The 15352-nt window shown below is 43.1% G+C and carries 12 protein-coding genes; 5 read left to right on the top strand and 7 right to left on the bottom strand.

All coding sequences use genetic code 11. The features are described 5' to 3' along the window. Positions 1 to 6 precede the first annotated feature (6 nt). Positions 7 to 3594: a bacterial Ig-like domain-containing protein gene (locus G400_RS15760; RefSeq protein WP_017260680.1), complete on the bottom strand. Its 3588-nt coding sequence runs from the start codon at positions 3592 to 3594 to the stop codon at positions 7 to 9. A gap of 375 nt (positions 3595 to 3969) precedes the next feature. Between G400_RS15760 and G400_RS0108600 the strand changes: the two genes are divergently transcribed. Beyond that, positions 3970 to 4368 (top strand): ArsC/Spx/MgsR family protein, encoded by a 399-nt coding sequence (locus G400_RS0108600; protein WP_017260679.1) that lies wholly within the window; start codon positions 3970 to 3972, stop codon positions 4366 to 4368. A 641-nt stretch (positions 4369 to 5009) separates the two neighbouring features. Here the strand turns inward: G400_RS0108600 and G400_RS0108595 are convergent. From G400_RS0108595 to G400_RS0108575, 5 genes are all read right to left on the bottom strand, one after another. Beyond that, complete coding sequence (locus G400_RS0108595; protein ID WP_017260678.1) at positions 5010 to 6740, bottom strand: FAD-dependent oxidoreductase; 1731 nt, start codon at positions 6738 to 6740, stop codon at positions 5010 to 5012. 18 nt (positions 6741 to 6758) lie between these two features. Next, positions 6759 to 7694, bottom strand: a complete 936-nt coding sequence (locus G400_RS0108590) for an FAD:protein FMN transferase (RefSeq protein ID WP_017260677.1) — start codon at positions 7692 to 7694, stop codon at positions 6759 to 6761. 99 nt (positions 7695 to 7793) lie between these two features. Next, a complete protein-coding gene (gene aroD / locus G400_RS0108585; RefSeq protein WP_035143814.1) occupies positions 7794 to 8555 on the bottom strand; it encodes a type I 3-dehydroquinate dehydratase in 762 nt (253 codons plus the stop codon). Then, positions 8536 to 9780 carry an MFS transporter gene (locus G400_RS0108580; RefSeq protein ID WP_017260675.1) on the bottom strand — a complete coding sequence of 415 codons (1245 nt, stop codon included), beginning with the start codon at positions 9778 to 9780 and terminating at the stop codon, positions 8536 to 8538. The genes aroD and G400_RS0108580 overlap by 20 nt, the downstream gene beginning before the upstream one ends. A gap of 14 nt (positions 9781 to 9794) precedes the next feature. Further along, the gene (locus G400_RS0108575) at positions 9795 to 10685 is read right to left on the bottom strand and encodes a shikimate dehydrogenase (protein ID WP_017260674.1); all 891 of its coding nucleotides are present in this window, start codon (positions 10683 to 10685) and stop codon (positions 9795 to 9797) included. 151 nt (positions 10686 to 10836) lie between these two features. Here G400_RS0108575 and G400_RS0108570 point away from each other — a divergent pair, with 151 nt between their 5' ends. Then, positions 10837 to 11757 carry a LysR family transcriptional regulator gene (locus G400_RS0108570; RefSeq protein WP_017260673.1) on the top strand — a complete coding sequence of 307 codons (921 nt, stop codon included), beginning with the start codon at positions 10837 to 10839 and terminating at the stop codon, positions 11755 to 11757. A 130-nt stretch (positions 11758 to 11887) separates the two neighbouring features. On the opposite strand, the gene G400_RS0108565 is transcribed toward G400_RS0108570, so the two are convergent. Beyond that, positions 11888 to 13111 carry an MFS transporter gene (locus G400_RS0108565; protein WP_017260672.1) on the bottom strand — a complete coding sequence of 408 codons (1224 nt, stop codon included), beginning with the start codon at positions 13109 to 13111 and terminating at the stop codon, positions 11888 to 11890. A 200-nt stretch (positions 13112 to 13311) separates the two neighbouring features. On the opposite strand from G400_RS0108565, the gene G400_RS0108560 reads away from it, so the two are divergent. The 3 genes from G400_RS0108560 (at position 13312) to G400_RS0108550 (ending at position 15338) form a co-directional block, all read left to right on the top strand. Further along, on the top strand, positions 13312 to 14061 hold the full coding sequence (locus G400_RS0108560; protein ID WP_017260671.1) for a glycosyltransferase family 2 protein: 750 nt from the start codon (positions 13312 to 13314) through the stop codon (positions 14059 to 14061). A gap of 60 nt (positions 14062 to 14121) precedes the next feature. Beyond that, positions 14122 to 14589 (top strand): transcription elongation factor GreA, encoded by a 468-nt coding sequence (greA, locus tag G400_RS0108555; protein ID WP_017260670.1) that lies wholly within the window; start codon positions 14122 to 14124, stop codon positions 14587 to 14589. Positions 14590 to 14675: 86 nt separating this feature from the next. After that, positions 14676 to 15338 (top strand): response regulator transcription factor, encoded by a 663-nt coding sequence (locus tag G400_RS0108550; protein ID WP_017260669.1) that lies wholly within the window; start codon positions 14676 to 14678, stop codon positions 15336 to 15338. Positions 15339 to 15352: the final 14 nt, after the last annotated feature.

Below are 15352 nucleotides of genomic sequence, written 5' to 3'. Positions count from 1 at the left end.
CCCAATTTACTTTTTATCACGCTTGGGACGGTACAACCCAAATCCCAATAGGCCCAAAATCAACCCTAATAGAGACAGACTTTGTTCAGCATGTTGCCCTGTTTTCGGCAGTGCCGAGGTTTTGACTTTCGAATTTTGAGAGCCTTGGGAACCAGACGCAGATGAAATCTTTGGCAGGCTGTCCCTTGCTACTCCTACAGACACGTTTTCTTGATTTTGCGTTGAAGATTCAGTCGCAGAAGTCATGCCAGGTTTGGCTATAGTAGATGATTCTTGACTTGAATCACCTGCGGATTTCTGATCGTCTGTTTCACTCTTAATAGCCGTGACACGGACAGTTACTGTCTTGCTGATGCTGTTGCCTTGACTGTCCACGTAACTGTACGTTACTGAATAATCGCCAGGCATCTGTGGATTTACATTACCGGCTACCTTCACATCGTTTATTTGCAGCGGCTTGCCGTTAGCGTCAGTCGCGCCATCAAAGTTATCACTGCCAGTCCATGCGGTATTAGGACCAGCAACTAGATTACTGTCATGGCCGTTTACACTGGCTTGGCTGGCCGTGACGTGAACGGCAACAGTCTTGCTGACGTTGTTACCTTGGCTATCTACATAACTGTAAATGACCGAATAATCGCCAGGCATCTGTGGATTTACATTACCAGTTACCTTCACATCATTTATTTGCAGTGGATTGCCACTTATATCAGTTGCACCATCAAAATTATCAACAGGCGTCCACGTGGTATTGGGACCAGCAATTGAGGAGCTGTCATGACCTGATACACTAATTTTGCTAGCTGCAACGTGAACAACCACCATCTTGGTGACATTGTTACCTTGGCTATCTACATAACTGTAAGTTACAGAATAGTCACCAGGCACCTGTGGATTTACAGTGCCTGTTACTTTTATGTCACTGAGTTGCAAGGCCTTTCCATTGGCATCAGTCGCGCCGTCGAAATTATCGCTAGCAGTCCACGTGGTATTGGGACCAGCAACCAAATTACTATCATGGCCGGTTACACTTGCCTGGCTTGCTGTGACGTGAACAACCACCATCTTGTTAACATCGTTTCCTTGGCTATCTACATAACTGTAAGTTACAGAATAATCACCAGGTATCTGTGTATTTACGCTGCCAGTTACTTTGACGTCACTTAACTGTAGTGGTTTGCCATTGGCATCGGTCGCGCCATCGAAGTTATCACTGGCAGTCCAAGCTGTATTGGGACCGACAATCAAGTTACTGTCGTGGCCCTTCACGTTTGCCTGACTAGCTGTAACGTGAACAACTACCGTCTTATCAAAATTATTTCCTTGGCTATCCGTATAACTGTACGTTACAGAATAGTCGCCAGGAACCTGTGGATTTACGCTGCCGGTCACCTTGACGTCACTTAACTGCAACGTTTTGCCTTTAGCATCAGTCGCGCCGTCGAAATTATCGCCTGCGGTCCATGTCGTATTCGGGCCGGCAATCAAGTTACTGTCGTGACCCTTTACGCTCGCCTTACTGGCTGTGACGTATACACCCGCCGTCCAACTAACGTAATTTCCTTGGCTATCCACATAACTATACGTGATTGAATACCCACCAGTAACCTGCGGATTTACGGTTCCTGTGACTGTCATATCACTTAACTGTAGTGGCTTGCCATTAGCATCAGTTGCGCCATTGAAATTATCGCTAGGCGTCCACGTAGTATTCGGGCCGGCAATCAAGTTACTGTCATGTGCTGATACCCACGCTTGAGTGGCTGTAACATGAACAACTACCTTCTTGCTGACATTATTGCCTTGGCTATCCACGTAACCATACGTTACCGAATAATCGCCAGGAACTAGCGTATTTACACTACCGGTGACTTTTACGTCGCTTAACTGTAGTGCTTTACCATTAATATCAGTCGCACCGTCAAAGTTATCACTAGCCGTCCATGTCGTCTTTGGGCCAGCAATCAAGTTGCTATCATGACCGGCAACGCTAGTTTTAACGCGGCCAACAGTTACTGTATAGGTGTGTCCTGCAACAAATGTTTGACCTGAACTCCATTGTGCTGGTGTGAGGGTTATATCATCCGTTAACGTGCCATCGTTGACGTTTATATCAGTGTTAACGTACATCGCCGGATCAAGTCCTAAAGCGACTAACGAATCAATAAAACCTTTTCGGGAATACTGAGTTCCGTCCTGCCCAACTTTGGTCAACACCTTGATGACTTTATTAGTTTCGGCATCCACTATGTTGTAGGTATCTGTCACCGTCGCATGTGTATAGGTCAGCACCTTAGTAATGCCAGGATAGACAATTCCCTTTAAGTTTGCATCCGGGGCGTTTATCCCTAATGAACTCGCTGGCAATGTGGGATAAAATCCGCCGCCCTCTGTGTAATTACCGGAACCGGCAAACAGCACGCCCTTCGATGCTAATTCATTCATCGTATTAGCATTCATGCTTATTGTCTTAGGGGTTGTGCTAACATCCGCACCCGTGTGAACAGGCAGATGAAGAACTGGCCAACTAGACGATATGTTTGCATTGGTATCATTAGCACCATCATTAGGTCTGAAATAATAAACCTGCCGGCCGTCTGTCGTATCATTCAACTGGTAAGCGGTCATAGAATCAATTGAAAAGCCCTTTGCCTTCATTTGGGCCACTAGATCATCCGCCGCCGCTTGCATAACGGTCAAACCTTGTCCCGTAATCGATGTCGGCAACACAACATAAAATCCATATAGTTGCTTATTTAAATTGGTAACACTGTACGGAAATAAATCAAAAACACCAAATGCATTAAATAAAATATAGTCGCCCTGACCAGTCACAAAGAAATTGGACAACGCCGGTGCCTGATTTAATGGTGGCGCAGTGACTTGAGATGCACTTGATAATGTGAAACTCGTTTGAACGGGGGTCACTTGGGCTTGGGGTGTAGGATTCTGCTGAACAGGCTGTGCTGTAGTCTCCGTGTCGCTCTCAGCCTGACTAGTTACACTTTCTGCCGAAGATAATTGGCTGTCCCCAATTGAAGCCTGACTCGTTGCACTTGATACAACTGAACTTTCCGTAGCAGATTGGGTATTAGGATCGGCGCTACTTGCTGAATGGCTGTTAGTGTCCGATAAGGTAGTCGATTGCATGTTTGAATGCGCAGCGCTAGATGAGGCTACGGCACTGCTGCTCAGGGCATCCTGTTTTTGTTCAAACTGACTCGTTGCTTCTGTGCTTCTCGATGCACTTATTTCACTACTTGGTGTCGAAGGGGACGTATTGCTATTCACTGTCGTGCTCGCGGTTGATGATGCTTTTGAAACATCACTAGTTAGTGTGCCTTCTGAACCAGTACTACTCGAAACCGCGCTTGAAGCACTTAATGCATGCGCTGTTTCCGTCGTCAGATTTGTTGTGGTCGCTTTGATTGCGGTTGCATCTGTTGATCCAGTGTCTGCATGAACTATTTCAGAAATGCCGGAATAGGTAAAAACACCAAACATTCCAATCGTCAAAAATGCTCCTGGAATCCAAGCTCGTTTCTTTTTGGCTGCATCTTCATACGGTAATTTGTTATAGGCACTAAATTTCATATCTAGTTTCCCTCTTTATTGATTCGTGTCCGAACGTAACATTTACAAGGAACACTCATGTTTTGTTTAGTCTGCTCTAAGCAAGTCAATAACACGTCGATGTTGATGATGAAAACCGTTGATTTGCCAATCGCAAATTCAATCGTTTTACATTAGCTACTACAAGTGTTACCCCCTTGATTTTTTAGCGACTACAATATATCGTTGTGCTTGTAAATCGTCCACAAGATGTACTCGCTACAAAAAGATAAATTTGTGACGGGCTAATCGGGAAAATAATATATGTATACCAATTCGTGTATATGTACTATTCGAGCGTGAGCCATTTATTGACTAAGGCTTTTAAAATTTGAGAAAAAGGTTGGTATATTAACTATGGTAATAATTTATACCACTCCATCTAATCGACCATCCAGAGAAGCTGTTCAATGGTTTAAAAGACATAACGTGCCTTTTACTGAAAGAAGGATCACTCAGCATGATCGATTGTCAGTTAAGACCTTAAAGCGACTCATTGCTGCCTCAGAAGATGGTGTAGATTCCATCTTGGCTCGTCGATCAACATCTTTGAAATCAATATCTGGCGTAGATGCGATGAGCTTGAATGATTTGTTACAGATGATGAGCCTAGACAGTCACTTGATTCATTTTCCACTCATCTTTGATGACGAGAGAAACTTGCTAGTTACTCATGGGCAAGAAGAACTCGGAGTATTCATCTCCCACAAAGAACGGATTGCAGAAATGCAGGCGCTTCTGAGGAGCCATGGCTAATGCATGTTTTTAGAAGTTGCTAAAAATCGGCATTTTACAATTTGAGACCCAATCTGATGTTTTCCCTTTAAGTTTTTTGCGTACTCAATTATCGGTTCTAATAAGTTGCGCACAATTTGTTAAAAATGGTAGCTCAGTGATTGGTGATCGGATAAGTTGAGGCAAAACTTAAATCACTTCAATCTGCCGAAAGAGCTCTGCAATGCGAATTGGTCACCTCTTTACTGTGTAAAGCTTGTTGACACATAAGACCTAAGTTAGAACTGCGACGAACTCATTAACTGGCTTGAGACACATTGTCTCGATAATCAAAAAGAACAGAATAGGAGGTAGGGGCTTGAAACTTTCATCGTTTATTTACCAAAAACGGTACTATACGCCCCAGTTATCCCTACCCCCTTCCATAAGCTACAATCGGCAATCTTTAGCATGTCACTCATCTAGTAAAAGTCACAGCGGGCTCTCACCGCCTAGCACTTAATATCATGCATGCCGAGTGCGCCTACAAAAATAGCGTCACTTCCATCGCGGAAGTGGCGTTATTTGTTTTGTATTAACTTCATTTTTAGTTTGGCTGAGAATTGGCTGAGGTCAGTTTGTTTGAAAACGGAAATTTTGCTTCAAATCCAACCTGACTTGGCTTAATTAGCGCTGGCCGTCTTTGCGGCCTCCACCGCTTGACTAGCATAGGTGCCAGCCAAATATCCCGAGGAAATTCCCCATGTATTCATCATGCTTGGCATGGAATCATGGCCGTTAGCACCGCCCACAATTTCACCCGCAGCATAATAACCAGTCACATCCTGATCGTCTGTATTCTTAAGTTGCATGGTCGACGGGTCAATACTATAACCACCAAGCGTTGTCGCAAACCGATCACGTTGCTCAACAACGTAGAATGTTTCACCGTCAAACTGATGTAAGTACTGCGCATCACGACCAAAGTCTGGGTCTTCTCCCGCTTTGGCCTGTTCCTGATAGTGTTGAACCGTTTTAACCAATTGATCAGAATTGATGCCAGCTGCCTGAGCAACCTCACGTAGACCGCCTTTAACAAACACTGGCTTCTTGTCTGGATTATCAAAGTAGCCCTTAATCTCAGCCGCAGTGAAATCATGTAGCACCAGCAAAGCATAAACTTCTTTCCAAGTGCGTTCGTCCATCACCATAAACGCAACTTTGCCCGGCTGATCAAGAATAGCATCTCGGAACTTGGCGTAAACGTCTGATTCATTAACGATCCGCTGACCACGGTTATTCACATAAATGGCGCCCATGTCAGTGGCTTTTTTTGAAGCGTACGTTGTCAGTTTGGCAATCCCCGGCTCCACTTCAACACCATGTGGATAAACTTTGTACCAACCGAGATCGTGTGATTTCAAACTCAGTTTGTCATTAAAGCTGTACGCATCCCCCGTAGATGTCATTGGGCCATAATAGTCGATACCTTCACTTTCAGTGCCACGCATTTTCTGATTGGCACCATACCCACCTGCAGCCAAAACAACAGCCTGTGCGTGAATAGTAATCGTTTTATTTTTAGCTTCTGCTACAAGACCAGTTACACGATCATTATCGGTCAAAATATTTTCAACACGGGCATCTAAAAGTATTTGACCACCGTTTTGTTTAAATGCCGCTGAAACCTTTTTTATGAATTCAAAACTAGAAGCACTCGGCAACTCAATCTGTCGCTCAACAGAATGCTCGGGCGTTTGTGTTTGGGCTTTTTGATACTCGAGATCCGCATAGTCACTGACAAAATCGATTGCCGAACCGATCTTGTTTACCATTAACTCGGTTAATTCAGGCAAGTTCGTGTTACGACTTTCTTTTGTCACATCATTGAACAATTGTTCCGGTGAATCTTGCTGTTCTGGGAAAATGCGCGCCGCAACCTTTGAACCAGTGGCCGTTACGTTAGAACCGTTAAGAATAGTTGCGCCACCAAGATAACCGTTTTTTTCGACTAAAATCACCTTGTGTCCCAAACTGAGTGCCCGACTAGCGGCAACCAAACCGGCTTCACCACCACCGATTACGGCAACGTCTGCGGTTAGTTCGACATCCTGATGCTCCGTGTTCGTTGGAACCGAATGTAACTTAACAGCAGCCGCATTAACCGCAGACTTGGCGGAATTTAATAACGCCTGTGTCATCACGGTTGCGCCACTAATTGTATCAACATCAAATGACTGGTTAGCAATAATATTTTGCTTAAGTGTGTCAACCACCTGATTAAAAATACCGGGCGTTTCAGAATGCTTTAACACCTTAAAATCGTCGATATGGTCATTTGAAACATCCACTTCATAATTAATAATACCGTTGTGACCATTAGCCTGGCCGGTAATTTGCTGTTCATTGCTCATAATGGATTCTTCCTTTACTTATCTTTCCAAACCACGAGACATTAATATTTTATTCTGACGGGTAACAAAAACGGCTTCGACATCTGTCATATGATCAACCAATTCGAGCCCACGTCGACTACCAGCAAAGAAACAGACCGTCGTCAAGATTTCAGCCAATGTCGATTCCGGCGTCACGATAGTAACAGAAGCAAGATCGTTATCAATTGGATAACCAGTTAACGGACTGAGAATATGATGATACCGGTGACCGTCAACAATGAAGTATCGTTCATCAATACCAGAAGTCACAACACTTTTCGCCACCGTGCTAATTGTCGTCAACGGTTGCCCAGTTGGCTGTTGCGGATTGCGAATGCCCACATGCCACCGGCCATCCGAAGTTAACGGATTGCGGCCAAACAATTGAACGTTACCACCAAGGTTCACAATGCCAGCTTTCAAACCATTCGATTGCAACAGATCTATAATTTGATCGGCAAAATACCCTTTGGCAATCGCGCCCAGGTCCAATTCCATTCCACGCCTAGTCAAATAAACCGTTTGCTGCTCATCATTCAACAGAACATCATCGGGTTCGATAAGCTGCAGCCGTGCCTTGATATCTGCTGGATATGGCAACCGCTGTCCCTCGAAACCAATTCGCCATAGTTTCACAAACGGACCGATCAAAACATTAAAACTGTCACGGTATTTGCGACTCGCCACTACACCCCGTTTGATCAGATTGTACAACTGACGTGGTACTTGCACTGGTTGCACACCAGCTTGACGGTTAATCTTCATCAACAAGGAATCCTCCCGATTAGCTGAAAATATCCGATCCGCATCCTGTAAGTAATCGTAAACGGTCTCGACTACAGCCTGATCGCGTTTAAATAAGGTCAGTGAAACCACAGTACCAAACATTTCAAACTGAGAAACGTACTTTTTTGTAGTCACTTCGTTCGACACCGCAATACCTCCTGACTCACACTGCCTGATCAATGATAAACTGCGGACCGACCAACAATCAGTCATTTGGTCGGCCCATCTGTCATGCTATTCTTGTTTCTAATTCAACTTCAAATCTTCTAGTTCTTGACGTAAATTCTGTAGTGGAATCTGTCCTGGTGCTGAAGCGGCACCAACTGTTGCAAACGTTAATGCAGAGCCAAAAGTTTCACCCGCAATTCGAGAAACTTTGCCCAAATCACCCATCGACATTGTAATCAGCGGCTGATTTACCGACGCTGCAGTTTTAGTAGTGGCCGTTAATAACGTCAGAACATCGTTAGCGTTATGAGGCATTACTGCCATCTTGGCAACATCAGCGCCGAGCTCAACCATACCTGTTAAACGTGACTGAATTTCATCAGCAGCTGGTGTTTTGTCAAAGTCATGATTGCTCATAATGATGACTACATTTTCTTCATGAGCCACGCCAACTAATCCTTTCACGGCTGTTTCATCATGAAAACGTTCAACATCTAGTGCATCGGTAAAGTGCCCTTGAAGAACAGTCTCGCAAACCTTGAAATAACCATCATCGGCCAATTCCAGTTCGCCGCCTTCACCTTTGGTTCTGAAGGTCGTTAGCAACGCAATGTCACCAAGAATTTGGCGCAATTGCTGACCTGTTTGGGTTAACTGCCCTGCATCCAACACACCATCAAAATAATCAATTCGCCATTCCACAACATCTGGTTTGACCGTGACGATCTTCTGAGCCTGTTCACCAATTTCATCTGCGGTTTTACCGGTAATCGGCACCGCAATTTTCGGACGACCAACACCAAGAGTGATGTTTCTGAGTTTAACTGTTGCTTGATTGATCAAGATTAGTCTCTCCTTTCGAGGCTTCCGCTTCCTCTTTGCCAAACAAATGATAGTAACGAATGGTGATTAACACCGCAACAACGAAACCGGCTAATGCGATGAAAACATCAAACAAGATAATATTTGCTAGATTGCTTGCCATCATCCCTGTAAACAGTGGAATCGTAAACGAGGCAATGGAACCAGCTGTATAGAAGGCCCCAGTGATGGTTCCTTTCCCTTTAGGAAAGAAAGTAGACATAACGGTCAATCCTAGTTGCATTACGCCTCCAGCCGCAGAAAAACCAACTACGAAAGACATGATTGAACAAACTAATCCATTCGGAACGAGATACATAGTTAGTAGTGATAAAAATGAGATTAAAGTATATACACCCAAAAACTGAATTTCTTTGACAGCCTTTCTAGCCAATGCGGCAGTGACAAAAACGCAGACCAGTGAACCAACACTGTAATAACTAATCAAAGCTCGGGAACTTGTCTCACCCATGCCAGCAATCTTTTGACCATATTGACTCAACCACTGACTGACTAAATAAAATGTCGCTTGGGAAATGTATCCGTATAAAATAAACAATGTCCCATCAAACCACAAATTCCCTTTAGATTCAGCTTTTTCATCTGTTAAATCATCTGCTTGTACATCCGTTGGAAGTTGATTGGCCACTGGAAATTTACCAGCAATAATCAGGAAAATACCGTTCAACACCAAAATTGCAATACAGATCATGAACGACCAGCCATACCAGATGTTTCCCGCAATTAAAAAGCTGACAAACAAAGGCAAAATAAATTGACCGGCAGAAATAAACGCTTTGATAATTACATTGGCTGTTCCCTTCGCTTTTGGAAACATTTCCATTAATGCTGGATAGGTTCCCGAATCTAGGAAGGAGTTAGCAATCCCGGCAAGAATACCAAAGATATACGCAATCGTAATGTTTGGACTAGCCACAATACCAACGAAGAATAAGAGATATGTGGCAATACCAAGTAATACAAATGGTTTACGACCAAATTTATCCGATAATGCACCCGAAACAAGTAGCACTAATAATCGACCAATTCCTAATGAAGAAATGACTACTGCAACTCCGCCGGCGGTCGTGTGCCAGTGTTGTGCTAGTTGAGCCATATTTTGTGCCAAAATAATGACACCTATCCCATGCACAAAGTAGTTTAAGTACAAGCTCATTGCAGTCGGCATATACTTATTTTTCATAACCTGTACTCCTGCTATTTACTAGCCACTTTATCGTCATTGAAGAGAAGGTCGCGAATATAGTCAACGGGCATGCTTTCACCCGTCCATAGTTTAAAGGCTTCTGCACCTTGTTCTAACATCATTCCTAATCCGTTAAACACATGCTCAACACCGGCTTGTTCAGCTACTTGCATCAATTTCGTCGTTCGCGGTGCGTAAACAGTATCAAAAACAATCATATCTTTACGGAACCAGTTTGGGTCAGTGACCAACGTTTCATTTTCAAGAGGCTTCATCCCCACACCAGTTGCATCACAGTAAATCGCTGCGTCCTGAATTTCTTTCTTAAAGTCATCTTTATCTTCAATAGAGTGGAGTGTGGCTTTGCAATCAGTCTTTTCATTAATAATGTCCACGTTGCGTTTAGCATTGTCCCAGAATTCATCGTGAATGTTAAAAATCGACATTTCTTTTACACCGTCTAGTGCAGCCTGAATTGCCACAGCAGTTCCTGCACCCCCAGCGCCAGCCAAAGTCATCTTCTGACCACGAATGTCTAATCCTTCATCTTTCAATGATTGCATAAATCCTGTACCATCGGTGGTGTAACCAGTTAATGTTCCGTGATCGTTAACAATTGTGTTAACGGCACCAACCATCTCAGCGGCAGGATCCAATTTATCTAACAATGGAATGACCTTTTGCTTATTAGGCATTGAAATATTGGAACCACGCATATCCAACGTTCGAATCGACTGAATGGCACTCGGTAGAGAGTCGTTGTCGACTTCAAAAGCCAAATATGCATAGTTTAATCCTAACTTTGCAAAAGCATTATTATGCATAGTTGGCGACATCGAGTGACGAATCGGATAAGCCATCAAGCCAATTAAAATTGTGTGTCCATCAATACGTTCAGTCATTTCAATCACTCCTATTTTCTTGTTCCCAAGTATTTGTGTTTCTTTGTTACTCAATTCACTAGTTATGTTAGCGGTTACAAACATACAAATAAATAATGTTATCTTGTTCGATTAATAGAATTCTTCTATCATTCATCTAAGAGGTGATCCCATGAATTTACGTCACTTGCTTTTCTTTCAAGAACTTGCCAGAACTCAGCATATGGCTATTGCTGCTGAGCACCTTGGAATTTCACAGCCATCTTTAAGTTACGCCATCAGTGGATTGGAAAAGGAATTAGGTGTTCCGCTGTTTGAACACGAAGGACGAAACATTAGGCTCACGCGTTTTGGGAAAACTTATCTAGCCTACGTTGACGCCGGTCTTGCCAAATTGTCTCAAGGTGAAACGTTAATTCAACAGCTTATGGATGCAAATACGGGCCATATTGATTTAGGGTTCACATATACACTTGGTCAAGGATTGGTACCCTCGGCGATTAACGCCTTTCAACATTCGGATACCAATGCTCATATCTCTTTCTCACTTACTCAAGGCAATTCCTATCAGCTATTACAAGATTTACGTCAGGACAAACTAGATCTCGTTTTAGCATCTCGCATTCAAAAACTCGGTGACACTGACGCCAATAAAGAATTCCTTTTTACACCATTAGTAAAGCAGGAAATCGTTTTGGCAGTCCCTATTCACCATCCTCTGACACATAAAAAGAATGTCTTTGTTAGTGATATCGCTAAATATTCGCTAATCGCTTATTCTCAAAGCAGCGGGCTTCGACCACTACTCGATAAAATTTTGGAACATTCCGGAATTGAGCCCAAAATAAAATATGAAGTCGAAGAAGATTACACTATCGTTTCATTCGTTGAACATGGTTTTGGCATCGCACTCGTACCGAATTTGCCTCAACTAAAACAAGAACACGTTAAGTTAATCCATCTGACTGATAATTATGTAGCACACCAGTTATATCTGGTCACAAAAATCAATCAATTCATGGCACCTTCAGTCACCCGCTTTAAAGAATTTTTAATGCGATACTGCGCTTCCGACATAAACGGCTATGAATGATTAATTACCAAAACTTGTGTTAAAACGTATTTTCTCTGGTTCAAAATCCGAATTAAAATGACCGCTCTCTCAAATTTTGAGAACACGGTCACTTTGTATAAAGATTAATTAGTTGAATTCTTATTCATTTTCATTGGACTTTATATTCAATATTTAACTGTCGGCTGAATATTGCAACACTTACCGTGCAGGCCACACCAATTATAGCAATCAGGACATCAAACCACATAATGCCATGAATACTACTTTTAGAAATGATTCCTGTAACCAACGGAATCGTGAATGACGCAAGCCCGCTAGCAGTATAATATATGCCCGTTACAGTACCCTTAGCGGCAGGAAACATGTCACTCATTACTGTTAGTCCAATTTGCATAACACCACCTGCTGCAGAAACTCCAATGATAAAAGAGCAAGCATTCATTACCAATTCTTGCGGAACGGATGCCATTAACACAAGTACAACCAATGAAACAACAGTATCACCTATCATCACCCATAATGAACTAACAACACGATCTACAATAACTGCCATGAGAAGCACGCCAATTATTGAACCAATACTATACAGGCTGACTAAAAACCGTGCATGAACCATTCCCAAATGACTAACCACTTCACCATATTTGGTTAACCACTGGCTGATTAAATAGAAAGTTGCCATGGAGACGTAGCCAAACAAAGTTAGAATGACGCCCAACATAGTTCGTTTAGTACTCGGTTTAGAATGATGGGCTGACTCAACGTTACTGGCCGCATACTTGACCTGTGGTAATTTGTCATCACCTGTCGTCATTTGTGGAAACTCACGGAAAGATAGATAAATAAAATTAATGATCAGAATTACAGCACAAATAACAAACGACCATCCATACCATAATTGATCTTGTTCCAACCCAGCAACTAGTAACGGTAAAATGAGTTCGCCGATGGATGCAAACGCCTTAATTAGAATGTTGGCCGTCGCTTGAGATTTAGGAAAAAATTCCATTAGGGCAGGATATGTGCCGGAATCTAAAAATGAATTTGCCATTCCTGCCAAAATCCCCCAAAAATAAGCCTGGGTTGTTGTGGTACTAAATATAATGCCAATAAAAAAGGGAATGTACGTTAAAATGCCTAGCTGGACAAAAAATTTACGTCCAATACGGTCAGAAAGAAAACCAGAAATATACAACACTAGCAGTCTGCCGATGCCTAGTGAAGAAATGACCATGGCTACACCGGCATCTGGAACTTTCCATTGATGACCTAGGGCCGTCATATTTTGAGCCAAGATAACAATAGCCATCCCGTGAACCAGATAGTTCAGATACAGACTTAGCGTCGTTTTAACACGTATACTGTCCTTCATCATTAACTGCACCTATACCTTGTTGGATTTGAATTGAGTAACAAAGTATATATGTAAGCGATTTCACATAATGCCATTTTAGTATGCCACTCATGAAATAACAATCCTTTGAGAAGCAAGCCAAGTATGATTCTCCCCCTTTTCCTTTGTTTCCAAGTATCATCAAACCAAGTGAATATTTCTTTGAGGGAGGTTAAATCATGAGCGAACAAAAACAACCAGCCATTACTGCCGTTGTGACTGTTTATAATCTTGGTAATTATCTGGATCCCTGTTTGGCCAGTTTAGCGCACCAGACATTAAGCGATTTCGAAGTCATTATGGTTGATGATCATTCAACAGATGGTTCAAATAGTGTTATCGAAAAATGGGCGCAAAATGATTCTCGGTTTATTGCCGCGCATTTGCCAGAGCACAGCGGTGTGTCAGCCGCCCGCAACTATGGCATTGACCATGCGAGCGCACCTGTGATCTGCTTTATTGATGGTGATGATCTATGTGAACCAAACTATCTGCAAACCTTCGTGGATGGTATGAGCCAACCCGGTGTCGACCTTGTAACTGTCGGCTATCGTTGGGGTGGCTATGCTCGCGGAGCCGTTTCCGGTATCACCGGATGGCACGAAATTAGTCAAGACGACATGTTATCCGAAGCTACAGAACACGGTACCCAAATTGGTGGCTACACTTGGAATAAAGCATTCCGAGTTAGTGTTATCAATCGTTTGATGCTGCGTTTTGACACCCATTTAAAACTGGCTGAGGATTTGCTGTTTACTGCGGATTACGAAGCCGGTGCACAGCGTTTTCTATTTAATCCAACACTCGTCTACAACAAAGTAAGTCGGCCTGGTAGCACCATCCATACTGCATCAATGGCTATGCGCCGCGGCGAGGTGGAAGTCGACGCGCACATTGATCAGTTGCGAGAAAACCTGCATGCAGGATGACGATAACTGCCCACTGGCTTATAATTGTGGGGAATAATCACACCAAAGGAAGTTTTTCGCATGCAGTTAACCGCGAATTCAATGACGCCAGCTGGCTATCACCAAATTGAACAGGAAATCACCCGTTTGGAGTTGGACCGTCCCAACCGCATCAAACAGTTGCAGGAAGCCCGCGCTCTAGGTGACTTATCAGAGAACGCCGAGTACAGCGCCGCCAAACGTGATTTGCGTCACCTAGAAAGCCGTTTGCGTTATCTTAACAAGTTGCTACAATACGCGGAGGTCGTCACACCAGAAACGACAGATCAGATCGAGGTTGGCAAGCATGTCGATGTGCAATTCGAGGACGAAAACGATACTGACACTTTCCAGATTGTTGGTAAGTTTGAGGCAGATTTGGACGCTAACAAAATTTCGTTTGATTCACCGTTAGGACACGCCATGATCAATCATAAGGTTGGCGACACCGTCACGGTTAAGGCACCAAATGGAGATTATCAGGTTACAATCAGGAAAATTAAGGGTTAATTAAGGGTTTGCCTACACTGGCAAGCCTTTTTTCGTTTTAGAATCAGGTAAAATGAAGGTAATCATTTTTCGAAAGGTGTTTGTTCATGAAAAAGGTCCTTATTATTGAAGACAATCAAAGTCTGGATGATCTGCTAATGACCGCACTTCAGCCACATTACGATGTTCAGTACGTCCGAGACGGCGCCGCTGGCATTAATACTGCACGGAATTTCGGGCCGGATGTAATTTTGCTCGATTTGATGTTACCCATCCTCAGCGGTGACAGCGTGCTGAAAACGATCCGTCAATTTAGCCTAGTGCCAATAATCGTGCTCACCGCTGTTCAGGACAAGGAGCGAACCGTTAAGTTACTGCAATCTGGGGCCAACGATTATGTAACCAAGCCATTTGACCTCGACGAACTCCGAGCTCGTATCGAAGTCCAACTGCGACAGCCGGAAGTTAGCCCCGTTATTCATACGTTTGCAGACATTAGCTTAAACACTGACACCTATGAAGTTACACGCGCAAATCACAACATCACGCTGTCTGGCAAAGAGTTCGCGATTCTAAAATTGTTAATTGCACATCCCCATCAAGTATTCAGTAAAGCAGACATTTACGAGACTATTTGGAACGAACCTTATATCGGTGCCGAAAACACTTTGGCCGTTCACCTCAGTAATTTGCGTAAGAAGATTAATTTTGCTGAATTGCCTGAATATATTGAAACTGTTTGGGGTATTGGGATTCGTTTATCTAATTAAAGGAGGATAAAGTA

The organism is Furfurilactobacillus rossiae DSM 15814, assembly GCF_000428925.1.
Taxonomy (GTDB): domain Bacteria; phylum Bacillota; class Bacilli; order Lactobacillales; family Lactobacillaceae; genus Furfurilactobacillus; species Furfurilactobacillus rossiae.
This window is presented reverse-complemented; position numbering and strand designations above follow the sequence as displayed.

Excerpts from the sequence above, each read along its gene's own strand:
- G400_RS0108570 (WP_017260673.1), top strand. The coding sequence starts at position 10,837 with ATGAATTTACGTCACTTGCTTTTCTTTCAAGAACTTGCCAGAACTCAG.
- greA (WP_017260670.1), top strand. The coding sequence starts at position 14,122 with ATGCAGTTAACCGCGAATTCAATGACGCCAGCTGGCTATCACCAAATT.
- G400_RS0108565 (WP_017260672.1), bottom strand. The coding sequence starts at position 13,111 with ATGAAGGACAGTATACGTGTTAAAACGACGCTAAGTCTGTATCTGAAC.
- G400_RS0108595 (WP_017260678.1), bottom strand. The coding sequence starts at position 6,740 with ATGAGCAATGAACAGCAAATTACCGGCCAGGCTAATGGTCACAACGGT.
- G400_RS0108600 (WP_017260679.1), top strand. The coding sequence starts at position 3,970 with ATGGTAATAATTTATACCACTCCATCTAATCGACCATCCAGAGAAGCT.
- G400_RS0108560 (WP_017260671.1), top strand. The coding sequence starts at position 13,312 with ATGAGCGAACAAAAACAACCAGCCATTACTGCCGTTGTGACTGTTTAT.
- G400_RS15760 (WP_017260680.1), bottom strand. The coding sequence starts at position 3,594 with ATGAAATTTAGTGCCTATAACAAATTACCGTATGAAGATGCAGCCAAA.
- G400_RS0108580 (WP_017260675.1), bottom strand. The coding sequence starts at position 9,780 with ATGAAAAATAAGTATATGCCGACTGCAATGAGCTTGTACTTAAACTAC.
- G400_RS0108575 (WP_017260674.1), bottom strand. The coding sequence starts at position 10,685 with ATGACTGAACGTATTGATGGACACACAATTTTAATTGGCTTGATGGCT.
- G400_RS0108550 (WP_017260669.1), top strand. The coding sequence starts at position 14,676 with ATGAAAAAGGTCCTTATTATTGAAGACAATCAAAGTCTGGATGATCTG.